The organism is Hominenteromicrobium sp. (assembly GCF_046974225.1).
Lineage (GTDB): Bacteria > Bacillota > Clostridia > Oscillospirales > Acutalibacteraceae > Hominenteromicrobium > Hominenteromicrobium mulieris.
The window spans coordinates 15,470-39,526 of the sequence record NZ_JBKWAE010000007.1; the positions used below are offsets into that span (position 1 = coordinate 15,470).

Genomic DNA, 24,057 nt, shown 5'->3' on the forward strand with positions numbered 1-24,057 from the left:
CTTTATACGCTGCCGGTCAGGATGCCGCACGGCTCTGTCCAGTCAAAGTGTTTCGTTTCCTCGCCGAGCTTCCACACGGCGGGGCAGGTGGTCTCGTGCCAATCGAGCGGGCGCGCGGTGGGCTGGGGCTGACTTGCGCGGCGGAAAGCGTCGCGGATGATGGCTTTGCGCTCGCCATTTAAGTAGGAAGCCGGAACGGAGAGCAGCGTGGGTGTGCCGCATTTTGCCACAAGCTCCAGCCAGCGCATGCCGAGCGTTTCGTCGATGGCATCGGTGAGCGGTACGCAGTCGGCATCAATGGCGAAGAAGCGGTCGTGCATCGGCGCGGTGAATGCCAATGTGTTCATGCCCATGCGGCGCGTACGTGCCCAGAGCTTGCCGCTGACGTCATCGCCGGTGCGGTTGAGGTGCATGAGCCCAGCGCCGAGGTGGCCGAAGCAGTTGCAGCCCATGACCATGGCGTCACCCGCGGCAGCTAAGATGCGTTTATATAATTCAATTAAAATTTCGGCCGTCGTGCGGGTCTCGTCCGCAAAGCGCCAACCGCTGTCCGTGAGCTCGTCGCCCATTTCAAAGCCCCAACGGCCGAGTACGTCGTAGGAAGTGAAATCGTGCTTGATGAGCTTGTAACCCCAGCTTGAGACGGTGCGGATGTCCTCTGCGATGTGGTCGAGCACTTCGGGCACGGAGGGGTCGAGGTATTCGGGGTCACGCTTCGAGCGCCAAGAGGCGGGAATACTTTCGCTGTGATCCCATAATAAACGTACCCAGATGCCCGGCTGTATGCCAGATTCGCGCAGCTTTTTGGCGAGGCCCGGCATGTCCGGAAAGCCCTTGTTGCCCGCGCGCCACGGGCCGCCGTTGTAGTTATCCGCACGGTCAATTTGCCAGCAGTCGTCGATGATGAACCACGGGCGGTTTGCGAGCCCCTCGGTGAGTTCGGCGAGGGCCTTCGCTTCGCGCAGAACGTCATCTTCCGTGGCATGCCCGTAGGCATGGTACCAGTTATTCGCGCCGTAGACGGGGGATTTCGGCAGAATGGGGTTCGGGCTCAAAACGGAGAAAAATTCACCCATGGCAGTAAAGCCGTCGGCGTCTTCGTATTCTGCGCGGCAAAGCTCCGCAGCGCAGAGTGTGCGGCCGTTTAAGCGCACGCCGAGACCGCCGCAGCGCACGTCGAGATATACGCTGTACCCGGTGCTTTCGGCTGTCCACCAGCACATGGCAGCGGGCTGCGTGTGCACGCCGAAGGCTTCGGTCTTGTTGTCGCTCTGCAGGAAGAAGTACCACGGCATGACGCGATGGGGGACATAACCGCGCCATTCATAGTCGCCGTAGCCGCGCTCCCAAACACCGCCTAAAACCTGCGCTTTTTCGGGCAGCGGGTCCGCGAAATAGAGCGTGACGCGCTGCACGGGCGTTGTGTCAGCGGTGACGTATATGCGCAGAGCTTCGCCGTTCGGCTTTAACTCGACGGTGATGTCTTTATAGGTAGTTGGATTTTGAAACGGAAGGAATTTTTCTTCGTCGTCGGTTTTTAAGAGCATGCCGGTGGGCATGGGGAATTTTTTTGGATTCATAGGGGTGCTCCTTCGGCCATGGATGCTTTTTTATAGTATAACACAGGATACGCAAAAAGAAAAGTGATGAAATTCAGTGAAAGCTGTACGAAAAATTCGTTTGATTTTCTTCCTTGTCAACCGTGCAAAGGTGTGCTATGCTTTAACATGTACGCACAACTGAGTTTTGTATCGGTTGACAGTTTCAATGGAGAGGACAATAAAAATGAAAGAAAAATTTAAAGACAGTGCGCTTTCCCCGAAAGAGCGTGCGGAAGACCTGCTGCCGCGCCTGACGCTGCGCGAAAAGGTCGGTCAGGTGAATCAGAAGCTTTACGGCTTTCAGAGCTACACCTGCAACGGCGAGCACGTGGAGCTTGCGGATAGCTTTAAAGAAGAAGTGGAAAAATGGAGCGGCCTCGGTGTGCTTTACGGCTTATACCGCGCAGACCCGTGGGCGAATAAGGATTATACGACCGGCCTTACCGGCGTGAACGCAATCCGCGCCTATAATCTGGCGCAGCACTATGTACTGGAGCACTCTCGCTTCGGCATTCCGATGCTGATGAGCAGCGAGTGCCCGCACGGCCACCAGGCGCTCGACGGCTATTTGCTGCCGGTGAACCTCGGCATGGGCGCAGCGTGGAACCCGAAGCTCGTTGAAGAGGGTTTTAAGGTCGTTGGCGAACAGCAAAAAGAAATGGGCGTGGATTTTGCGCTCGTTTCCATGCTGGACATTCTGCGTGACCCGCGCTGGGGCAGAAGCGAAGAGTGCTACGGCGAAGATCCGTACCTCTGCGGTCAGAACGCTGCTGCGGCGGTGAAGGGCTGTGCGAGTGCCGGCTTGGAGGTTGTTGCGAAGCACTTCTGCGCACAGGGCGAAACGACCGGCGGCGTAAACGCCAGTGCGGCGCGCATTGGCGAGCGCGAGCTGCGCGAAATTCATCTGCCCGCGATGAAGGAGGCCGTGAAAGCGGGCGCGACGGGTGTGATGGCAGCATATAATGAGATTGACGGTGTGCCGTGCCATGCGAATGAGTGGCTTTTAAAGGACGTGCTGCGCGAGGAGCTTGGCTTTGACGGCATCGTGATGGCGGACGGCGTAGCGATTGACCGTCTCGGTATGCTGACGGGTAACGACAAGGCGGCAAACGGCGCGTATGCTTTAAATGCAGGCGTGGACGTGAGCCTGTGGGACGACAGCTTCCCGCATCTGGAAGAAGCCGTGGAGCGCGGGCTCGTTTCCGAAGAAACGCTCGACAAGGCGGTTCTTCGCGTACTGGAGCTGAAATTTGCGCGCGGGTTGTTTGAGCACCCGTACCTTGAAGAAAAACCGCTGACGGAATACAATGTGCCGAAAACGTTTCCGCAGAGCCTTGAAATTGCGCGGCAGTCGGCAGTGCTGCTCAAAAACGACGGTGTTCTGCCGCTGAAAAAAGAGAAGAAGCTGCGTATTGCGGTCATTGGCCCGAACGCAGACGCGCTGTATCAGCAGCTTGGCGACTACACACCGCCGCTGCGTGACGGTGTGGGTGTGACGGTGCTTGACGGCATTCGGAACGAATTTAAGAACGCCGATGTACGCTATGCGCTCGGCTGCACGATCTGCGACGACGATACTTCCGGTATTGCGGAGGCGGAGAAGCTTGCGGAGGAGAGCGACCTCGTCATTTTGGCGCTGGGCGGTTCTTCAAGCCGCTTTGCGGGCGCGGAGTTTGACACGAACGGCGCGGCAATCGTCGGTACGAAATTGCAGATGGATTGCGGCGAGGGCGTGGATACCTCTGATGTGCGTCTGCCGGGCGCGCAGAACGAGTTGGCGAATGCCGTGTTTGAAAGCGGCAAGCCGGTCGTAACGGTGCTCATTTCCGGCCGCCCGCATGCTATCCCCGAGATTGCGGAAAAGAGCGATGCGGTGCTGTGGTCGTTCTATCCGGGCCCGTGGGGCGGCACGGCCATTGCGGAAGTTTTGAGCGGCGCGGCAGATCCGTGCGGCTGCCTGCCGGTTTCTGTGCCGCGCACAACGGGACAACTGCCGGTGTACTACAACGCCCGCGCTTCCTACGACATGATGCGTTACCGTGATTTGGAGAACACGCCGCTGTACCCGTTCGGCTTCGGTTTGCACTACACGACGTTCAAGACGACCGTAAAGGACGGCACGCCGGAAATTTCTATTGCGACGCTTGAAAACGGAAAAGCGCATACCGTGACGTGCGAGGTGGAAAACACCGGCAGCACAGCGGGCCATGCGACGGTGCAGCTGTACATTCAGGGCGTGAGCGGCACAATCGTCCGCCGCGTGCGCGAGCTGAAAGCATTTGAGAAGGTGTATCTCCAGCCCGGCGAAAAGAAGACGGTAGAACTGAAGCTTGACTGTGACGCACTGAGCATCTGGAACCGCAAAATGCAGTTTGCGCCGGAAGAGAGTAAAGTAGAGCTTTACGTTGAGGAAAGCGGCAGCAAGGTCTGGAACGGCGAGCTGAAAATTACGAAGTAAACGAATATAGTCAAAACAAAAGCACCGTGCCGCACAAGGACACGGTGCTTCGTTTATTGCAGTTGTGCGATGCTCGTCTTCGCGACGTACGTTCGGTCATACGGTATATGTTGCCTGTTATTGCAAAAAGGTTGTTTAGCGGATGTCCTTGTACTCGGATTTTTCTGCGCGGCGCTGCTGGATGTAGGTGATGAGCTCAAAGAGACCGTCTGCTAAAATGCTGATGCCGAAGAACATGATGGCGGCTTTTGCGGCACGGAACGGATTTACGAGCAGCACGATGCCGAGAATGAGCGGCAGTACGGCGGAGATGAGTACCCAGAAGCGGTAGGGGCTGTACACCGAGAGGGCATCAACGGCGAGCGGCATTTTTCCGATGCCGTCTACAAGCAGCATGATGCCGAGCGCGATGGGCAGGAAAGAGAGGACGACGTACGGGCGGGAAAAGCAGAAAATACCGAACGCAAGGCAGAGAATGCCGATGACGAGCGTGCCGCCTGCAGTGAAGCCGAGGTTTCTGGCTTTTATAAAATACCAGAAGCTATGTGCGGCGTACAAAATGAGTGCAGCGGCGATGCCCCAGCAAAAGACGGTGCCGGACATGCCCGGCCAAAACGTGAGCACAAGGCCGAGCGCCATGTAAAGGACGGACGCCCAAAGAGACGTGGTGCGGAAGAAAATGTTTTTCATGAAGATAAGTCCTTTCTATAATAGAGTAATGGAGTGTGTATTTCTAAAGGCGGTTTTGACCGCCTTTCAAGAACCCCCTTGATAGGGTTTCTTGCGGCGCAACAATTCACCGGATTGTTGCGCCTATTTTCCTGATCTTAGTTAGGCAAAGGGTGTTTCGACTTTTGCGAAAGTCGACTCAGGGCTTTGCCCCGAGCCCCCACCAACTTTTTGAAAAAAGTTTGAACAAAGACTTTATTCGTCTCGCTTTTCGTCAGCTTGTGCGCTTTAGTTCAAAATGATTTTTGGAGAAGTTTAAAATGCCTTCGTCGCGCATTTTGCCCATTTCTTTGGAAAGTGCGCTGCGGTCTACGCTGAGGTAATCCGCAAGCTGCTGGCGATTGAACGGGATTGTGAAGCTGTCGCTGTTTTCGCGGATGGCCTGAAACGACAGGTATGAAATGAGTCGCCCGCGTATCGTTTTCGGTGCGGTGTGGAAAATGCGGCGCGAAAGCGACAGGTTTTTCTGCGCGCTGACGAGCAGCAGGTTTTCAATCAGCTTGCCGTGGTGCCCGCAGTTTACGGCGCACGGGGAGAGGATCTGCGCGGTTTTCAAAAACAGAACGGTGCAGTTTTCTGCGGCGGCGACATTGACGAGCATCGGCTCGTTCGGCACGCAGGCGTAGGTCTCTGCAAAGACCTGCCCGGGGCCGACTTTATCGAGCACGCTGCGGTTGCCGAAAATGTCGTCGCTTTCGATCGTCACGCTGCCCGTGAGCACGATGCCGAGCGCGTTTGTGTGCTCGCCTGCGTGGCAGATGAGATCGCCCTTTTTATAGCTGCGCGTTTCCGTTTTTAGGTGCTCGAGCAAAACGCCGAAATCGCCTGCGGGGATGCCCCGAAACAGCGGCGAGCGCCCTAAGATGCTGTAATCCGTAAAATAGCCTCCTTTTTTCAATCTTCGTTGTTATAACAACATACTTTACAGCCTAATCGTAGTATACTGTGTTCGTAAAGTCAAGAGAAAACCTTGTGGCTTTTGCAAAATTTAAGAATTGGAAGGAATTTTGAATATGATCCGTACCATCGTTCACTTTGATGAAGAAAAATGCAACGGCTGCGGCCTGTGCGCGAATGCCTGTCAGGAGGGCGCCATCGGCATTGTAAACGGTAAGGCGAAGCTGCTGCGCGACGATTACTGCGACGGTCTCGGCAACTGCCTGCCTGCATGTCCCACGAACGCAATCTCTTTTGTGGAGCGCGAAGCGGCGGCGTTTGACGAGGAAGCCGTGAAAATGGCTATGGCAGAGAAAGCCGCGAAGAAAGAGGCAGAGGAAATGGCAGAAAAGCTCGGCACGCCGAAGTTCACCGGCTGCCCGGGCAGCATGGCACGCGCTATTGAGAGAAAACCCGTAAATACGGATAACAGTGCGGTCAGCGGCAAGATTGAATCCGAGCTGCGCCAGTGGCCGGTGCAGATTAAATTAGCGCCGATCCGCGCCCCGTATTTTGACGGCGCGAACCTGCTGATTGCGGCGGATTGCACAGCGTATGCGTATGGTGATTTTCACCGCGATTTTGTGCACAACCGAAAAGTGCTCATCGGCTGCCCGAAGCTCGATGAGGGCGATTACACCGAAAAGCTGACGGAGATCATCCGTCAGAACGACATCAAGAGCTTGACAATCGTGCGCATGCAGGTGCCGTGCTGCGGCGGCCTTGAGCGCGCGGCAGTGAATGCACTGAAGGCGAGCGGCAAGTTTATCCCGTGGCAGGTGAAGGTCATCGCGACCGACGGCAGTCTCGTAGAATGAGGACGGGAAATCAAACGTGGGATGCGCTGCTGGGGGCGCTTGTGGGCGTTGTCCGCGCGGAGCAGAAAAACGCGAAGACCGTGGAAACGGACAGAGTGCTTTTTGAGGGCTTTGCCGCGCTTGCGGAGGATGATGAAACGGCGTTGCAGAACATGTTGGCGTGCGCCCACGCGGAGAAAAACCGCATTGCGCCGGACTGTGCGTATTGCGCCATGCCGTGCGGCAGCACGAGCGATTTAGATTTCGGCACTGTGCGCAACGCGCGGGAGGCTGTGCGGAAGCAGAAATTTGCCATCACCGAACGGTTGATCGAAATCGCGCCGGGGATGCTTTGCAAGCTCGAAAGCGGTGAGTTGGGCGAAGACGAGCTTTTTGTGTTTCACAAAGCCGTGTTTGCGCTCGGCGAAGATTGGAGCCCGGAGGAGCTTGAAGAGATGCTTGAAACTCTAAACTGAACCGTTTTGTTGCAAGGAGGAAGCTGCGGCTTTCCTCCTTGACTTTTTTAACTTGATATTGTATGATGAGCACAAAGAGGGTGAGATTTGTGACCGATTATACATTGCAGCCGATTCCCGGCAAGACGCTTTCGCGCCGACTGCCCGAGGGTACAGCGCTCGTTTTAGAGGGCGGCGGCCTGCGCGGCTATTACAGTTGCGGCGTGATGGAAGTGTTCATGGAAAAAGATCTGCTGTTTCCGTATATTATCGGCGTTTCGGCGGGCGCAGCGAACGCGCTTTCGTACATATCGGGCCAACCGGGGCGCAGCCGAGAGATCATTGAACACTATGTCGGGAACCCCGACTATGTGAGCACGCGAAATCTTTTGACAAAGCACACGATGTTCGACTTTGATTATATTTTCGGCACAGTGCCGGAAAAGCACATTTTTTTCGACTGGGACAAGTTTCATGAGCAGGATACGCGCTTTTTGACCGGCGCGATGAACTGCGCGGACGGCAAGACCGTTTGGTTTGAAAAGGACACGCTAAAAGCGCCGTTTATGGCTTCGCGTGCATCGTGCTCCGTGCCGCTCATCACGAAAATTCAGCATTATATGGGCTATGACCTCTTGGACGGCGGCATCAGTGACCCAATTCCAATCGAAAAGTCGCTTGCAGACGGCAACACGTTCCATGTGATCGTTTTGACGCGCAACAAGGGCTACCAAAAGGAACCGTTTGGGCACACGGCGTTTTTGAAAGCGGCGTTTCGCAAGCACCCTGCTGTGGCAGAAGCGATGCGCACGCGGCATGAGATTTATAACCGCCAGTTGGCGTTGTGTGAAAAGCTTGAAAAAGCGGGCAGGGCGGTCATCATTCGTCCGTTAAAGCCGCTCAACGTCAGCCGCACAAAGGCGGAGGTTCCCGCGCTGCTCGCTTTACATGACGAGGGACTTTATGAGGGGCGCGCGGCACTCGGTTCATTTGAAGAAATGCTTAATATTAAACTCTAACAAAAATAAAGGAGGCATTTTCATGACACTTTTTAAAATGGAAAACCGCAGAAACTTTGGGTTTTCCGCAGAAAATCCAACAGGCACAAAAGGCGGCGGCACACGCGCCAAGGACTGTGAAAAGCTGAGTCCATGCATTCAAATTCAGCCCGGCGAGACCGTTACGCTGTGTGACACGGACGGCCCGGGCATGGTGACGCACATGTGGTTCACGGGTTACGTGGGACACTCGTTTATTCTGCGAATCTACTGGGAAAACAATGAACAGCCGTCCGTGGAAGCACCGTTTTCGGCATTTTTCGGTTGCGCGTATGACGAGAATTTTTCTGACCGCGACGGCAATTACCCGGTTTTGAACTCAGCTGCGATGCTCGTCGCGCCGGGGCGCGGGTTCAACAGCTACTTTGAAATGCCGTTCAGAAAACACTGCCGTATTACAATGGAAAATCGCGGTGAAAAGCCAGAGACGCTTTTCTATATGATTTCCGGATGGTATGGAGAGATTCCCGAAAACAGCGGTTATTTTCACGCGACATATCGGCAGGAGCACCCTGTGCAGAAGGGACGCTCGTATGTGATCTTGGACGGCGTGCACGGCAAGGGCTGCTTTGCGGGCGTGACGCTGGCTTCCGGCATGAACGGGCACAACACCTGCTGGGTGGAGGGTGAAGCCAAAATGTACATTGACGGCGACACATACCCCACGATGAACTACACGGGCACGGAGGATTACTTCGGCGGCTCGTATGGCTTTGGCAATGACATTTACCTCAACCGCTACCAGACGTTCAGCGGGCTTTATACGGGTTTGTATGCGATTTTGGGCGACACGAAGGAAATGTATAACCACCAAAAGCGCTTTATGCTGTACCGCTGGCACGTGAAAGACCCGGTTTATTTCGATGAGGACTTTAAAATGACGATTGATAACCTCGGCTGGACGGGCCCGCGCTACGACGATTACACGTCTGTGGCATATTGGTACCAGACGGAGCCGAAGCCGGTGCCGTTTACGCTGCCGGAAGACAAAGAGCTTATCATGGAATAAAAAAACAGCTTCCGTTTTGGGATTTCTCCGAACGGAAGCTGTTTTGTTTTTATTATAGGGTTACTGTGCCGTTATTTGATGCAAAGAGCCGGCGCATTTCGGCGCGCAGGCCGCGCAGGGCGGGGGAGTTGAGTTCCGGGTCGCGCTCGGTCAATTCTTTAGCGCACTGCTGCGCTTCCTGCAAAATTTGCATGTCGTTTAACATGTCGGCAATCTTTAATTTCGGCAGGCCGTGCTGGCGCTCGCCGAAGAAATCGCCCGGACCGCGCAGGCGCAGGTCTTCGTCCGCGACCTTGAAGCCGTCCGTGGTGCTGCAAAAGAGCCTTAAACGCTGTAATGTTTCATCGTTTTGCGCTTCTGTCACCAGAATGCACGTGGAGGCGTATTTGCCGCGGCCGACGCGCCCGCGCAGCTGGTGCAGCTGCGAAAGGCCGTAGCGCTCGGCGTTTTCAATCATCATGATGACGGCATTCGGCACGTCCACGCCGACCTCGACGACCGTGGTGGACAATAATAATTTCGTGCGGTTTTCTGCAAAATCGGTCATGACGGCGTCCTTTTCCTTCGGCTTCATTTTGCCGTGCAGAATGCCGATGGGCATGTCACCGAAGTAATCGCGCACGATCTTTTCATACGCCGCGATGCTTGCCGCGTCGCTTTCGCCCTCTTCGATAAGCGGACAGACGATGTACGCCTGTCGTCCCTCGTCGATGTGCTTTTTGATGTACCCGAACGCGCGGCGGCGCTTTGGTGGGTCGATGAGATACGTTTCGATGGGCTGACGTCCCGGGGGAAGCTCATTTAGAACGGAAACGTCGAGGTCGCCGTAAATCATCAGCGCCAAGGTGCGGGGGATTGGTGTGGCGCTCATGACAAGTGTGTGCGGGAAGTTGCCTTTTTTCGCGAGCGCGGTGCGCTGATTGACACCGAAGCGGTGCTGCTCGTCCGTGATGACGAGCGCGAGGGACGAGAACTCCACGCCGTCACTGATGAGTGCGTGCGTGCCGACGGCAAGCTGAATCTCGCCGGTCTTGAGTCCCTTAATGGCTTCACGTTTTGCTTTGGCGCGCATGCTGCCCGTGATGAGCACCGTTTTGATGCCGCAGGGAGCGAGGAGATTGGAGAGGGACTCGTAGTGCTGCGCCGCCAGAATTTCCGTAGGGGCCATGAGCGCCGCCTGAAATCCGTTTTGAATGACCGTGTGGCACAGCGCCGCCGCCACGGCTGTTTTACCGCTGCCGACATCGCCCTGAATGAGGCGGTTCATCGGGTGCGGGCCCTGCATGTCGCGGATGCCGTCCTGCACGGCACGCTGCTGTGCGCCGGTCATCGTGAAGGGGAGCAGGGCGGCAAACTCTTTTGTATAATCCTTTTTGAGCGGATACGGATTTTCGCGCACACCTGCGCGGCGGATTTCCGCCATGCCGAGCTGCAAGACGAGCAGTTCCTCGAACACGAGTCGTCTGCGCGCCGTGGAAAGCGCTTCGGGCGAATTCGGAAAGTGGATCGTTTTGAGCGCGTATTCGAGGCGGCACAGCGCGTATTTCAGGCGAAGCGCATCGGGCAGCGGGTCTTTGACGGTCTCGGGGAGCAGGCGCAGGGCTTCTTTTACCGCGTTTGCGATGATGCGAGAGGTGAGGCCGCTCGTCTGCGGGTAAACAGGCACCATGTCCTGCATGCGGCTTTCGGGAACGAACTCCGGGGAGGCCATTTCGCGGCGCATGAACGTGCCGGTTACCTTGCCGCGAAACGCGTAGACCGCGCCCTCCGTGAGCAGACTTGTAATGTAGCGGTTATTGAAAAATGTCAGCTGCATGTCGTCTTCGCCGTCCGTGATGGTCGTCTTGTAAAGCGTCATGCCGCCGCGGATTCGCTGCTCGACAGGACGGCGCAGCACTGTGCCTTTTACGATATTCACTTCGTTTAAGAGTGTATTGCGGATGGGCACCGCGTCGCGCCAATCCTCATAAGCGCGGGGATAGAGACGCAGCAGATCGCCCACCGTGGGCGCGCCGAGCTTGCGGAACAGCTCCGCACGCTTTGGGCCGACTCCCTTTAAAGACGCAATGTCCGCTTCAAATAAAGACGCCATGAAACCTCCGACATAAAACGAAAAAAGGCAGGGCATAAAGCCCCGCCCTAAGCTGCTTTGAAATTATTCCACGGAAAGAATGAAGTAGTAGACCGGCTGGCCGCCGTTTACGAGGTTGATGTCCACACCGTCGCCTGCCTTGTTCTTGATGAGACGCAGTGCTTCGTTGGCTTCTTCCTCGGTGATGCCTTCGCCGTAAATGAGCGTGATAAACGAAGTGTGCTTATTCATCAGCGCCTTTGCGACCTTGTAGACGGAACGCACCGGCGTGTCGCCGACAAACTCGAGCTTGCCGTTCGTCATACCCATGGTGTCGCCCTCTTTGATTTTGAAGCCGCCGAATTCGGAATCGCGTGCGGCGAACGTGACCGTACCGGTCGCGACGTTTTCCGCTGCGGAAAGCATGGCAGAAGCGTTTTCGTCTGCGGAAGCATCCGGGTCAAAGCTCAGAAGAGCGGAGAGACCCTGCGGAATGGTGCGGGTCGGTACGACGATAATCTTGCGGTCGGTGACGAGCGGCACGGCCTGTTCTGCCGCAAGGATGATGTTTTTGTTGTTCGGCAGTACGAAAACCGTCTTTGCCGGGGTGGCAAGAACGGCTTCGACAATGTCCTCCGTGCTGGGGTTCATCGTCTGGCCGCCGCTGACAACCTGTGCACAGCCGAGTTCTTCAAAGAGTGCACGCAGACCGTCGCCTGCCGCTACGGAAACAAAGCCGAGTTCCTCTTCGGGGGGAACGGGCTTTAAGGTCTCCTTTTCCTCTTTGCTGGCCTGCGCCGCTTCGTAAGCCGCGCGGTTTGCGTTATTGAGTTCGGCAGCTTTTTTGTGCTGCTCTTTCATGTTTTCGATTTTTACGGTCAGCAGGGAACCGAATTCCAGCGCTTTTGTGAGCGCCATACCCGGCTGCTCCGTGTGTACGTGCACCTTGATGATCTCCTCGTCATCGACCACAACAACGCAGTCGCCGAGGGTTTCGAGGAACAGACGCAGCTCGTTCGGCTCGGTGGTGACTTCCGGGTTGCGGCCGACGATAAACTCCGTGCAGTAGGTGAAGTTGATCTCGCTGTCAAATTCCGCCGCAACGCTTGCAAAGAACTGGGCGGTCTCCTCGGCCTTTTCGGCTTCGGTCATGTCGGTTTTGACGATCTCACCGTACTTGAAGACCTGCATCATGCCATCGAAAATCATGCAGAGGCCCTGACCGCCGGCATCGACGACGCCTGCTTTTTTCAGAACGGGGAGAAGATCCGGTGTGGTGGCCAGTGCTTCCGCCGCGCCCATGCAGATGGCATCCCAAACGTAAATGGGGTCGTTGTCGATCTCGGCTGCCGCAGCGCCTTTTTCCGCCGCCACGCGGGCAACGGTCAAAATGGTGCCTTCGGTCGGCTTCATGACGGCTTTATAAGCGGAATCCACGCCGATGGCGAGCGCCGCTGCGAGCTGTGTACCGTCTGCTTCTACGGTGTCCTCGAGACCTTTCGAGAAGCCGCGGAACAGAAGGGAAAGGATAACGCCGGAGTTGCCTCTTGCGCCGCGCAGCATGGCGGAAGCCGCCGTCTTTGCGACCTTAGCGGTTGTTTCGTTATCCGCAAGCGCCTGCATGGCGTCGCTGCCTGCACCGATCGTCATGGACATATTCGTGCCCGTGTCGCCGTCCGGAACGGGGAAGATGTTGAGGTCATCCACAAATTTCCGGTTTTTCAATATGCTGTTCGCGCCGGAGATGACTGCGTCGCGAAGCTGTTTACCTGTAATCACTGCATACACATCCTGTCTAAAAACGTTCGGAAGGCGAAAAACCGGCTCCCGATAGATATTTGCATGTATTTTCAAACTACACTATACCATAGTTTGCGGGAAAAAACAAGGGTAATACCGCACAGAAATCACGTTTAGCGCAGGGAGAAACGCTCTGTGCTGCGGGTGAGGCCTGTTTTTTCATCGATATCGAACAAAATGCAGTCGAGCTTGCACGGACCGTCCGCAAAATCGAACCGCACGGGCATTTTGCTTATCTGCTTTTTGATGACGAGCTCCGCTCTGACGCCGAGTACGGACTCGATGGGGCCGGTCATGCCGACGTCGGTGATGTATCCGGTGCCCTTCGGCAGAACGGTTTCATCGGCCGTCTGCACGTGTGTGTGCGTGCCGAACACAGCGGAGACGCGGCCGTCTGCATAATAGCCGAACGCGCGCTTTTCGCCGGTGGCTTCCGCGTGAAAATCCACGATGCAGATTTTCGGAAGGTCGGGCGTTTTTAAAAGCGTATCGAGTGTGCGGAACGGGCAGGCGAGGTGCTCGTCAAGGTATACATTGCCCATCAAGTTGATGACGGCGATCTGCGTGCGGCCGAGATCTAAGACGGTCATGCCTTTACCCGGGGCTTCCGGCGGGAAGTTTGCGGGGCGGATGACGCAGTCGCTTTCATCGATATAATCGTAAAATTCGCGGCGGCGGTAGGTGTGGTTTCCGGTGGTGATGATATCCACGCCGCTATCGAGCAGGTGGTTTGCGGAGGCAGGGGTGATGCCGTTGCCGTCCGAGGAGTTTTCGCCGTTTGCAATGACGACATCGATGCCCTTAGTGCGCTTGAAGGCGGGGAGAGTGCGGCGCAGAAAGTCGCACCCGTGGCTGCCCACCACGTCGCCGATACATAATATCTGCATATAGGGGTCCTTTCTTTTAGTCAATATGAAAATCCAGCGTTTTGGCGTTTCTCGGCAAATCTTTTGTGTATTTTAAAAAGCTTGTGACGCGGCGGTCGTATTCGTCCGTGACCGTAAAGCCGAGTGCTTTTGCGGTGCGTTTGGTGAGCTCCGTGAAAAGCTCGCCTGCCTTAAACAGTGCGCGCCAAATGTCTTCTTCGGTGCATGCGGCGAAGGTTTCAAGGTAGCCGTTCCAGATGTCTGCGGGGAGAAGGTCTTTTAAGGCGTCACCGCATTTGCCGGCGCTGTAATCAAACCCATGCAGCGTTCCGGCGTACCATTTCATCATTTGCAGCAGCATTTTGCGAATACAACTTTCCATGTGCGTCTGCGCAAACAGGAGCTGGCCGCGCCACAGACCTTTGGAGACGTACGGCGAGACCCACCAGAACTCCGTGCGGCAGTCAAAAAACATACGCTCGGTCGGCTTTTTGACGTAGTGCGTGCTCTCATTCGGCTCCGGCAGCTTCGGCAGGGCGTTGTCTTTATCTAATAATACGACGGAAAGGCGGTCGTCATAACAATATACTTCCCAGCGGTCGATGCTCGATACGGTCAGGTCGATGCGGTTGCCGTCCGTAAACTGCATCAGATAGCATACGAACTCGGGAAAGTGCTCTTTAAAAAGCTCGCTTTCGTCGGTGCGCTCGCAGACGAGGATTTCGCCGAAATCTTTATAATAGGCTTTTTCCTTGCACGGAGTAAGATCGCGCACGAGGTACACAATGTCAAAATCATTGAACGGGTCGGGCTTACGGTTCGGGTTCGCACGGGAACCGTTTAAGATGACGGCGCGGATATTTTCATCGGCATTTGCATAGCCGAGGATGAGGTCATACATTTCTTTTTCGCTGCGCATAAAAACTCCTCCGTGTTTTATAGGTTTATTTTACCGCAAAACGGGCTTTTTTTCAATGTTCTTTTTGATTTTGGCTTTGTAAAACCCGAAATGTTAAGCAGTTTTACGTGGATTTTACACAAGACTTCTTTTTGAGTTTACAAAACGGCCCTATACTTTCGCTTGTAAACCAAAGGAAAAGATAAAAGGCGAGCAGAAAGCTCCCGAAAGGAAAGAGTAATTTATGAAACTCAGAAAAATCACCGCGGTTCTTGCAGCCGCACTTCTCACCATGACAGCTATGACGGCTTGCTCGGCGGCGCAGCAAGCTCCGCTTCCTCCGAGACACCGTCCTCCGAATCCTCCGCTGCATCTGCGGAGAGCGCTTCTTCCGAAAGCACATCTTCCGAGAGCACATCTTCCGAGAGCGCTTCCTCCGAAGAAACGACCGGCGGCGACATGACCGGCGAAATCACCGTTCTTTCCCGTGAAGACGGCTCCGGCACACGCGGCGCATTCATCGAGCTGTTCGGTATCGAGCAGAAGAACGACGCTGGCGAAAAGGAAGATATGACGACGGATGATGCGCAGATTACGAACAGCACCTCCGTTATGATGACCACCGTACAGGGCAACCCGAAGGCCATCGGCTATATCTCCCTCGGCTCCCTCGATGAGAGCGTTGTCAAAGCCGTGGAGATCGACGGTGCGGCACCGACCGTTGAGAATGTAAAGGCCGGCACCTATAAGGTTGTTCGTCCGTTCAATATTGCAACAAAGGGCGAGGCAAGCGAAGTTGCACAGGATTTCATCAACTTCATCATGAGCGCTGACGGTCAGAAGGTCGTCTCCGAAAACGGTTATATCACCGTTGATGATGCGGCTCCGGCTTATGCGGCATCCGGCGTTTCCGGCAAGGTCGTTGTTGGCGGTTCCTCCTCTGTTACGCCGGTCATGGAAAAGCTGAAGGAAGCTTATATGGCGCTGAACCCGGACGTTACCGTTGAAGTGCAGCAGAGCGACTCCACCACGGGCATGACCTCCACCATCGACGGTGCGTATGACATCGGCATGGCTTCCCGTGAGCTGAAGGACAGCGAGCTTGAAGCCGGTCTTACCCCGACTGTCATCGCACAGGATGGCATCGCTGTTATCGTCAACAAGGAAAACACGCTGACCGGCCTTACGAGCGAGCAGGTTTTGAGCATCTACACCGGCGAAACGACCGATTGGTCCGAGCTTCAGTAAGAAACAATCCATAAAACGCAGGAGAGCCGGGTGGAAAGGTCCGGCTCTTTTCGCAAGGAAGCCAATAAAGCAGTTTTTAGTAGTTTTGAAAGTTTGAAAGGTGCGTGCAAACCGTGAAGTGGAGCAACATAAAAGAGCTTCTCATGCATATCCTCTTTTTTCTCACAGCCTGCGTATCGATCTTTGCCGTTGTTTTGATCTGCGTGTTTCTGTTTGCAAACGGTATTCCGGCCATTGGTAAGATCGGTGTGTTTAAATTTCTGCTCGGCACTAAGTGGAAGCCGGGCAACGACATCTACGGTATTCTGCCGATGATCCTCGGCAGCCTCTACGTCACGGCGGGCGCAATCATCATCGGTGTGCCGATCGGGCTTCTGACGGCAGTTTTCCTCGCAAAGTTCTGCCCGAAGGGTCTTTATAAAATTTTGAAACCTGCAACGGAGCTGATGGCGGGTGTGCCGTCCGTTGTGTACGGCTTCTTCGGTCTCGTTGTTTTGGTGCCGCTTGTACAGAACATTTTCGGCGTGGCGGGCAACACGATGCTGACAGCGTCCGTTTTGCTCGGCATTATGATCTTGCCGACAATCATCGGCGTTTCGGAAAGTGCCATTCGCGCCGTGCCGGACAGCTACTATGAAGGCTCTCTGGCGCTCGGTGCGAGCCATGAGCGCAGCGTGTTCTTTGCGACATTGCCGGCGGCGCGTTCCGGCATTTTGGCGGGTGTGGTGCTCGGTATCGGCCGTGCCATCGGCGAAACGATGGCGGTCGTCATGGTGGCGGGCAACAAGGCGCGTATGCCGCAGGGCTTGCTCGATGGCGTGCGCACCATGACGGCGAACATCGTTATGGAAATGGGCTATGCCACAGACCTGCACCGCGAAGCACTTATTGCGACGGCGGTCGTGCTGTTCGTGTTTATCCTAATTATCAACGTTACGTTCTCGCTTCTGCGCAGAAAAGACAGGGCATGACCCGGAAAGGATACGGAAATGACTATGGAACGTACCTGTAAACCCGTGGCGGCAGAGACCATCAACAAGCTCACCTTCAAGGATAAAATGCGCGCGTATAGGCGCTCGCCGCTTTCGCTTATTCTATTGCTGCTTGTCTGCGGCGCGTCGCTCATCACGATGCTGACGCTTTTATACCTTATCTTTTACATTCTTGTGAAGGGTATCCCGTATATCACGCCGGATCTTTTCTCGTTCACCTATACGTCCGATAACGTGTCGCTGATGCCGGCGCTGATCTCTACGATTGTCATGACAATCATTGCGCTCGTTATTGCACTGCCGCTCGGCATCGGCGCGGCAATCTACTCTGTGGAATATGCAAAGCGCGGCAACAAGCTTGTGCAGCTCGTGCGCATCACGACCGAAACACTTTCGGGCATTCCGTCCATCGTGTACGGCCTGTTCGGCTATCTGTGCTTTGTGACGGCGCTGCACTGGGGCTATTCTTTGCTTGCCGGTGCGTTTACGGTCGCCATCATGATTTTGCCGCTCATCATGCGCACAACGGAGGAGGCGCTCATCTCGGTGCCGGATTCCTTCCGCGAGGGCAGCTTCGGGCTTGGCGCGGGCAGACTGCGCACCGTGTTCCGTATCGTGCTGCCGAGCGCCGTGCCGGGCATTTTGTCCGGCGTGATTTTGGCCATTGGCCGCGTTGTGGGTGAATCTGCGGCGTTGATGTACACTGCGGGCTCCGTAGCGCAGATGCCGGGCCAGGCGGGCGGCGGTTTGTTTGATTCCGTGCGAACCCTCTCCGTGCACATGTATGTGCTTTCAAGCGAGGGCCTGCACATCGACAAAACGTATGCCACAGCGGTTGTGCTGCTTGTTATCGTCATCGGCATCAACGCACTGTCCTCGTTCGTCGCGAAGAAAATTACGAAGAAACAGGGCTAAAGCGAGCCTTTTAGAGAATCACACCAGAAAAAGATAGGGGAAACGATATGAGCTGTAAATTGGCAATCGAAGATCTGAATTTGTATTACGGCGATTTCCATGCGCTGAAATCCATCAATATGGAAATTCAGCCGAATGAAATCACCGCGTTTATCGGGCCTTCCGGCTGCGGCAAAAGTACGCTGCTGAAATCCTTGAACCGTATGAACGACCTCGTTGAGGGCTGCCGTATCACCGGCGCAGTAAAATTGGACGGCGAGGACATCTACCACGGGATGGACGTGAACCTTTTGAGAAAACGTGTCGGCATGGTGTTTCAAAAGCCGAACCCGTTCCCGATGAGCGTGTACGACAACATCGCCTACGGCCCGCGCACGCACGGCATCCGCTCTAAGGCGAAGCTCGACGACATTGTGGAGCGTTCTTTAAGAAACGCCGCCATTTGGGACGAGCTTAAAGACAGACTGAAGAAAAGCGCGCTGGGACTTTCCGGCGGACAGCAGCAGAGACTGTGCATTGCACGCGCGTTGGCTGTGGAGCCGGAGGTGCTGCTGATGGACGAACCGACCAGCGCCCTTGACCCGATCTCCACCTCCAAGATAGAAGACCTTGCGGTGGAGCTGAAAAAGGATTATACTATCGTTATGGTCACGCACAACATGCAGCAGGCGGCGCGTATCTCGGACAAAACGGCATTCTTCCTGCTCGGTGAGGTCATCGAGTACGGCGAGACGGAGAGCTTATTCTCCATGCCGAAGGATAAGCGCACGGAGGATTACATCACCGGCAGATTCGGTTAAGGCTTGCAGAAAGGAACGTGACTACAATGAGAAATCGTTTGGACGAGCAGCTGGAGCTGCTCAATACAGAGCTTATCCGCATGGGCGCACTGTGCGAAGACGGCATTTCGCAGGCGGCAAAGGTACTTGTGACACGAGACGAAGCGCTGCGCCGCGCCGTGGACGAAACGGAGCAGGAAATCGACCGCAAGGAGCGCGAAATCGAAGCGATCTGCCTGCGCTTGCTTTTACAGCAGCAGCCTGTTGCAAAAGACCTGCGTCTCATCTCTGCCGCGATGAAGATGATCGCAGATATGGAGCGCATCGGCGACCAGGCTTCGGATATTGCCGAAATGGTCGAGCATATCCGCGCAGAGGTGCTGCCGGGCAGTCTGCACATTGCCGAAATGGCGCGCGCTGCCGTGAACATGGTGACGAACAGCGTCGATTCGTTTGTGCGCCGTGACATGGATATTGCGCGCGCCGTGGAAAAAGCGGACGACGAAGTAGATGCGCTTTTTAACAAGGTGAAAAGTGAGATCATCGCACTCATCGCCGAAAAGCCCGAGGAGGGCGAGACATGCCTTGACCTGCTGATGGTGGCGAAGTATTTTGAACGCATCGGCGACCACGCGGTCAATATTGCGGAGTGGGTCGTGTTCTCACTCACCGGCGAGCACGATTAAGCGGCAAAGCCGCACAGAAAGGATTTAAGGGTTTATGATCTATCTTGTGGAGGACGACGACAGCATCCGCGAGCTTGTACTCTATACACTGCACACCACCGGTTTTGAAGCCGAGGGCTTCCGGAATGCGGCCGATTTCTGGCAGGCACTTGAAAAAGAGCTGCCGCAGCTCGTGCTGCTCGACATTATGCTGCCGGATGAAGACGGTCTGCATATTTTGAAGCGTCTGCGCGCGGGTGCGGAAACGGCCGACCTGCCCGTGATGATGCTGACGGCGAAAAGCAGCGAATATGACCGTGTGGTTGGGCTGGACAGCGGCGCGGACGATTACCTGCCGAAGCCGTTCGGCATGATGGAGCTTGTCTCCCGTGTACGCGCGCTGCTGCGCAGGGCCGCGAAGCCCGCAGCGGAGGATAAGCTTTTTACGGCGGGCTCGCTTGCGGTGGATGTGAAGCGCCGCGCCGTTACGGTTGATGGTGAACCCGTGATCCTCACGTACAAAGAATTTGAACTGCTGTGCTATCTGCTGGAAAACCGCGGTGTGGTGCTTTCGCGCGATCAGATTCTCACGAAGATCTGGGATTACAATTACAGCGGCGAGACCCGCACGGTAGACGTGCATATCCGCACGCTGCGGCAAAAGCTCGGCGATGCCGGTGCGCTCATTGAGACCGTGCGCGGCGTGGGCTACCGGCTGGCACAGGATTAAAGAGGAGAAAGACGCATGAAGAAAAAGATCATTTTCAGCATGTCGTGCATTGCGCTGCTTTCCATTTTACTTTCTATGGTGCTTTCCGGCGTCGTTTCGTACTACGATTCGCTGGAAATCGTGAAAAAGGCGACCATAGCGGAAAGCCGCTACATTCAAAACGGCATCGCCCTTGGCGGGGACGATTACCTTTCCGACATCCGCTCCGCCGGGTATGATACAGCCGCCGCGCAGTCTGTGCGCGTGACCGTCATCGATACGGACGGCACGGTGCGATTTGACAGTGTTGCGGATGCCGCAAACATGGAAAACCACAACGACCGCCCGGAGGTCATTGCTGCAAGAGAAAATGGTGCGGGGGAATCCGTGCGTGAATCCGATACGCTGAATGTGCAGTCGTATAACTACGCTGTGATGCTCTCGGACGGACGCGTGCTGCGCCTTTCGGTCGGCATGAAGACGGTGTTTGGCTCCATTGAGCGCATGGTGCCGTGGATGCTGCTGTGTTCCGTCGTTATTCTGGTGCTGGCCATTTTGCTTTCCACGTACCGCACAAAGCAGATTGTGGCGCCGGTCAACGCCATTGACCTTGACCACCCGATGGAAAACGACGTGTACGGCGAGCTTTCGCCGCTGCTTTTGCGCTTGCAGCGCCAGAACGAGACCATCAAGGAGAAAATGGAAGAGCTGCACCGCAAGCAGACGGAGTTTACCGCCATCACCGAAAACATGCGCGAGGGCTTTATTGTGGTGGATGCAAAGGGCGATGTGCTTTCGTACAACACAAGCGCTGTGCGCCTTTTGGACGTGCACCCGGAGGACGACCGCCCACAGAGCGTGCTGGCGTTTAACCGCAGCCCCGATTTCCGTGATGCAGTGGATTCCGCGCTGACGGGTACGGCGAGCGAGCGCATCACAAAGCTGGCGGGGCGCAGTTACAGCCTCATCGCGAACCCCGTTACGAACGATAACGGCGTGCAGGGCGCGGTGATCGTGCTGCTGGACGTTACCGAAAAGGAAGAGAACGAGCGCCTGCGCCGCGAGTTCACCGCGAACGTTTCGCATGAGCTCAAAACGCCGCTGACTTCTATTTCGGGTTATGCGGAGATTATGAAGGACGGGCTCGTCAAGAGTGCCGATGTGCCGCGCTTTGCGAACAACATTTATACCGAAGCACAGCGGCTTATCACGCTTGTTGAGGATATTTTGAAGCTTTCAAAGCTTGACGAAAATGCGGTAGAGCTTGGCCGTGCCGATACAGACCTTTACGCCATTGCGCAGGAGGTGGCCTGCCGTCTGAAAATCCCGGCGCAGCAGAACAGTATTGTCATCTCGGTGCAGGGCAGCTCGGCGTTCGTCACCGGCGTGCCGTACATTTTAGACGAGATGCTGTATAACCTTGCGGATAACGCTGTAAAGTACAACCGTCCCGGCGGCCGTGTGGTGATCTCCACCGGCACGGAAGGCGGCCACGCATATATGCAGGTCAGCGATACGGGCATTGGCATTCCGGCGGCCGACCGCGAGCGCGTGTTCGAGCGCTTCTACCGTGTGGATAAGAGCCGCTCCAAGCAGATTGGCGGCACGGGACTTGGGCTTTCCATTGTAAAGCACGGCGCCATGTTCCACCATGCGCGCGTGTCGCTTGAAAGTGAGCCGAACAAGGGCACCACGGTGCGCGTCACGTTCTAAAATAACGATTAAATGCGGTACGGAAGCGAGCTTTCTGCGCCGCATTTTTATTTTTGACATTTTGCGCGGTTGTGCTATAATACGAGCAGAGCAGCAAAGCCGAAATTCGGGAGGACAGTATGGTTGAATTTTTGAAAGAGGCGGCACGTGTGGTGCCGTCTAAACGACAGCTTGATTGGTTTGAGATGGAACGCTATGCGTTTGTGCATTACGGTGTAAACACCTACACGGACCGCGAATGGGGCGAGGGCACAGAGGATGAGAAGATTTTTAACCCCACCGCGCTCGATTGCGACCAGTGGGTGGAAGCGGTGAAGTCTGCGGGCCTCAAGGGACTCATCCTCACGGCGAAGCACCACGACGGCTTCTGCCTGTGGCCGAGCAAATACACGGAGCACAGCGTAAAAAACAGCCCTTATAAGGGGGACGTCGTGCGTGAAGCCGCAGAAGCCTGCAAGCGCGGCGGCATCAAGTTCGGCTTTTATCTTTCTCCGTGGGACCGCAACTCAAAATATTACGGCACGCCGGAATATAACGATTACTTCTGCAATCAGCTGACGGAGCTTTTGACCGGCTACGGCGATATTTTCTGCGTGTGGTTCGATAACGCCTGCGGCGAGGGCAAAAACGGCAAAAAGCAGGAATATGACTTCCCACGTTACTTTGAGCTCATCCGCAAGTATCAGCCGAACGCCGTTATTTTCAATGATTTCGGCCCGGATACCCGGTGGTGCGGCAACGAGGCCGGAGAGGCGCGCCATGCCGAATGGGCCGTTGTGCCGAGCGAGCTGTGCTTTTACAGCGAGGTGCAGACCGGCGCGGGTCCGATGGCAGAAGACGGCTCTTTGAGCTACATGTACAACACGAACCGCGAGATTGGCACCATGCCGAACATCCTCTACTCGAAGGGGCTTGTTTTCGCACCGGCGGAGATCGACATGTCCATTCGTCCGGGCTGGTTCTGGCACGAAAACGAGGAACCGCATTCGCTTGAGAGACTGTACAACACCTACCTGCGTTCCTGCGGCGCAAACGCCTGCCTGAATCTTAACGTACCGCCGACGCGCGAGGGCAAGTTCGATGAACGCGACGTGAAGCGCTTGAAGGAGCTCGGCGACCTCATCCGCGAGACGACCGAAAACCGCATTCCGTGCACGGTGGAGCGCATCGGCGGCACGCCCACGCAGCCCGTGTATGAGCTGAAAACCGAGGGGCCGGTGGAGATCGGCTGCGTTGTGCTGCGCGAGGATCTCACGCACGGTCAGCGCGTGGAGGGCTTCCGCATTCTCGGCATCGACGAAGAAAACAAGGCGGATTACGCGTTATTCGAGGGCACGTGCATCGGCAATAAGCACATCTGCGAGCTGGAAGATCCGTTCGCCGTGCAGAACCCGCTGACGGGCCACACGAACAAAAAGCTTTCCGGCGTGCGCGTACAGATTACCGCTGCGCGCGACGAGGTCTTTATGCGCGAAATTTACATCACGAAAGGGAAAAGCGTATGCGAGCAGAAATAAAGTTGACGGATGTGAAAGACATTCGCGATTTGCACGAGTATATCAACGCGGAGCTGCGTCTGCGCCGCGTTGCACCGACGTTGGAAGCTTTGCAGGCGGCACTGGAAATGCCGAAAACGGAAGCGGAAATTGAGTTTACGGACTACGGCAAAATTTCCGGTGCGCTTTTAGATTATGTAAACAAAATGATTGAAATGATCGTGATTGTCGGAGAGAAGAACCCGAACGTACAGGTCATGATCACAATGTGAAAACAGAATACCGATAAAGCTCAGAGCTGTGCGGAAAACGGAAAAATCGCACCCCGTTTTCCTGCATGGCTCTTCTTTTTTTGACAAAAAGACGCATAAATATATTGATTTTTACTAATTACAATTGAATTCTACAAAATATATTTGGTTGACAATACCAAAAATTCTGTTATGATTATAACCGAAGCCACGAAGCAGAAAGGCAGGGATAAGCATGGAGCGGGCGGAAAAAGCGAAAAGCCCGGAAATGGAAACGGCAGGGCTGCCGCCGAATGACATGAAAAGATTTTATGTAAACGGCAGGCACCTGCTGCGGGAGATCGCCGGGCTGTACGTGCTGATCCCTGCCGGGGAGACGGACGCGCCACAGAACCGCATCACCGCGCTGAACGAAACGGGACGGTTTTTGTGGATGCAGTTTCAGCACCCGTGCACGGTGGCAGAAGCCGCGGCTGCGGCAGAGGCGCAGTACACCGGGCAGCCGGCAGAAATGCTGCGCGGCATAGAAAACTTTGTACGGGCAGGGCTGCGCGCAGGGCTGCTGCGCGAGGCTTCCGCTGCGGAAAAAACGGAAGGAAAGGCGGTATAAA

General features: G+C 55.5%; 22 protein-coding genes. 15 read left to right on the forward strand and 7 right to left on the reverse strand.

The features are described 5' to 3' along the window. Positions 1–2 precede the first annotated feature (2 nt). Positions 3–1,580, reverse strand: a complete 1,578-nt coding sequence (locus tag ACLTX1_RS06830) for a glycoside hydrolase family 36 protein (protein WP_412330664.1) — start codon at positions 1,578–1,580, stop codon at positions 3–5. 205 nt (positions 1,581–1,785) lie between these two features. Between ACLTX1_RS06830 and ACLTX1_RS06835 the strand changes: the two genes are divergently transcribed. Then, positions 1,786–4,059, forward strand: a complete 2,274-nt coding sequence (locus ACLTX1_RS06835) for a glycoside hydrolase family 3 N-terminal domain-containing protein (RefSeq protein WP_412330665.1) — start codon at positions 1,786–1,788, stop codon at positions 4,057–4,059. 135 nt (positions 4,060–4,194) lie between these two features. On the opposite strand, the gene ACLTX1_RS06840 is transcribed toward ACLTX1_RS06835, so the two are convergent. Both ACLTX1_RS06840 and ACLTX1_RS06845 read right to left on the reverse strand, forming a co-directional pair. After that, entirely contained in the window at positions 4,195–4,749 is a 555-nt protein-coding gene (locus ACLTX1_RS06840; RefSeq protein ID WP_308448094.1) for an HdeD family acid-resistance protein, read from the reverse strand. A 253-nt stretch (positions 4,750–5,002) separates the two neighbouring features. Then, a complete protein-coding gene (locus ACLTX1_RS06845; protein ID WP_308448095.1) occupies positions 5,003–5,686 on the reverse strand; it encodes a Crp/Fnr family transcriptional regulator in 684 nt (227 codons plus the stop codon). A gap of 115 nt (positions 5,687–5,801) precedes the next feature. Here ACLTX1_RS06845 and ACLTX1_RS06850 point away from each other — a divergent pair, with 115 nt between their 5' ends. From ACLTX1_RS06850 to ACLTX1_RS06865, 4 genes are all read left to right on the forward strand, one after another. Beyond that, entirely contained in the window at positions 5,802–6,542 is a 741-nt protein-coding gene (locus ACLTX1_RS06850) for an ATP-binding protein (protein ID WP_308448096.1), read from the forward strand. Continuing rightward, positions 6,539–6,997: a hypothetical protein gene (locus ACLTX1_RS06855; RefSeq protein ID WP_308448097.1), complete on the forward strand. Its 459-nt coding sequence runs from the start codon at positions 6,539–6,541 to the stop codon at positions 6,995–6,997. The genes ACLTX1_RS06850 and ACLTX1_RS06855 overlap by 4 nt, the downstream gene beginning before the upstream one ends. Positions 6,998–7,086: 89 nt before the next feature. Then, positions 7,087–7,995, forward strand: coding sequence for a patatin family protein (locus ACLTX1_RS06860; protein ID WP_412330666.1), 909 nt, complete (start codon positions 7,087–7,089; stop codon positions 7,993–7,995). Positions 7,996–8,017: 22 nt separating this feature from the next. Beyond that, the gene (locus tag ACLTX1_RS06865; RefSeq protein WP_176820646.1) at positions 8,018–9,043 is read left to right on the forward strand and encodes a DUF2961 domain-containing protein; all 1,026 of its coding nucleotides are present in this window, start codon (positions 8,018–8,020) and stop codon (positions 9,041–9,043) included. Between the two features lie 52 nt (positions 9,044–9,095). On the opposite strand, the gene recG is transcribed toward ACLTX1_RS06865, so the two are convergent. From recG to ACLTX1_RS06885, 4 genes are all read right to left on the reverse strand, one after another. After that, a complete protein-coding gene (gene recG / locus ACLTX1_RS06870) occupies positions 9,096–11,135 on the reverse strand; it encodes an ATP-dependent DNA helicase RecG (RefSeq protein ID WP_412330667.1) in 2,040 nt (679 codons plus the stop codon). Positions 11,136–11,198: 63 nt separating this feature from the next. Beyond that, a complete protein-coding gene (locus ACLTX1_RS06875; RefSeq protein WP_412330668.1) occupies positions 11,199–12,893 on the reverse strand; it encodes a DAK2 domain-containing protein in 1,695 nt (564 codons plus the stop codon). Between the two features lie 134 nt (positions 12,894–13,027). Next, positions 13,028–13,801: a TIGR00282 family metallophosphoesterase gene (locus ACLTX1_RS06880; RefSeq protein ID WP_316518667.1), complete on the reverse strand. Its 774-nt coding sequence runs from the start codon at positions 13,799–13,801 to the stop codon at positions 13,028–13,030. Positions 13,802–13,817: 16 nt separating this feature from the next. Next, positions 13,818–14,699: an aminoglycoside 6-adenylyltransferase gene (locus ACLTX1_RS06885; RefSeq protein ID WP_412330669.1), complete on the reverse strand. Its 882-nt coding sequence runs from the start codon at positions 14,697–14,699 to the stop codon at positions 13,818–13,820. 288 nt (positions 14,700–14,987) lie between these two features. Here ACLTX1_RS06885 and ACLTX1_RS06890 point away from each other — a divergent pair, with 288 nt between their 5' ends. The 10 genes from ACLTX1_RS06890 to ACLTX1_RS06935 all read left to right on the forward strand — a co-directional run bounded on the left by ACLTX1_RS06890 (position 14,988) and on the right by ACLTX1_RS06935 (position 24,056). Further along, positions 14,988–15,926: a substrate-binding domain-containing protein gene (locus ACLTX1_RS06890; RefSeq protein ID WP_412330670.1), complete on the forward strand. Its 939-nt coding sequence runs from the start codon at positions 14,988–14,990 to the stop codon at positions 15,924–15,926. Between the two features lie 143 nt (positions 15,927–16,069). Beyond that, the gene (pstC, locus tag ACLTX1_RS06895) at positions 16,070–16,897 is read left to right on the forward strand and encodes a phosphate ABC transporter permease subunit PstC (protein WP_412330699.1); all 828 of its coding nucleotides are present in this window, start codon (positions 16,070–16,072) and stop codon (positions 16,895–16,897) included. Positions 16,898–16,921: 24 nt separating this feature from the next. Continuing rightward, complete coding sequence (gene pstA / locus ACLTX1_RS06900; RefSeq protein ID WP_343284470.1) at positions 16,922–17,833, forward strand: phosphate ABC transporter permease PstA; 912 nt, start codon at positions 16,922–16,924, stop codon at positions 17,831–17,833. 47 nt (positions 17,834–17,880) lie between these two features. Further along, entirely contained in the window at positions 17,881–18,633 is a 753-nt protein-coding gene (gene pstB / locus ACLTX1_RS06905; protein WP_343284206.1) for a phosphate ABC transporter ATP-binding protein PstB, read from the forward strand. 26 nt (positions 18,634–18,659) lie between these two features. Then, a complete protein-coding gene (phoU, locus tag ACLTX1_RS06910) occupies positions 18,660–19,298 on the forward strand; it encodes a phosphate signaling complex protein PhoU (protein ID WP_308448106.1) in 639 nt (212 codons plus the stop codon). Between the two features lie 34 nt (positions 19,299–19,332). Next, entirely contained in the window at positions 19,333–20,007 is a 675-nt protein-coding gene (locus ACLTX1_RS06915) for a response regulator transcription factor (protein ID WP_395506498.1), read from the forward strand. A 15-nt stretch (positions 20,008–20,022) separates the two neighbouring features. Further along, the gene (locus ACLTX1_RS06920; protein ID WP_412330671.1) at positions 20,023–21,699 is read left to right on the forward strand and encodes an ATP-binding protein; all 1,677 of its coding nucleotides are present in this window, start codon (positions 20,023–20,025) and stop codon (positions 21,697–21,699) included. A 119-nt stretch (positions 21,700–21,818) separates the two neighbouring features. Continuing rightward, positions 21,819–23,216, forward strand: coding sequence for an alpha-L-fucosidase (locus ACLTX1_RS06925; protein ID WP_412265038.1), 1,398 nt, complete (start codon positions 21,819–21,821; stop codon positions 23,214–23,216). Further along, on the forward strand, positions 23,201–23,467 hold the full coding sequence (locus tag ACLTX1_RS06930) for a hypothetical protein (protein WP_176820657.1): 267 nt from the start codon (positions 23,201–23,203) through the stop codon (positions 23,465–23,467). The genes ACLTX1_RS06925 and ACLTX1_RS06930 overlap by 16 nt, the downstream gene beginning before the upstream one ends. Positions 23,468–23,681: 214 nt before the next feature. Continuing rightward, complete coding sequence (locus ACLTX1_RS06935) at positions 23,682–24,056, forward strand: PqqD family peptide modification chaperone (protein ID WP_176820658.1); 375 nt, start codon at positions 23,682–23,684, stop codon at positions 24,054–24,056. Position 24,057 lies beyond the last annotated feature (1 nt).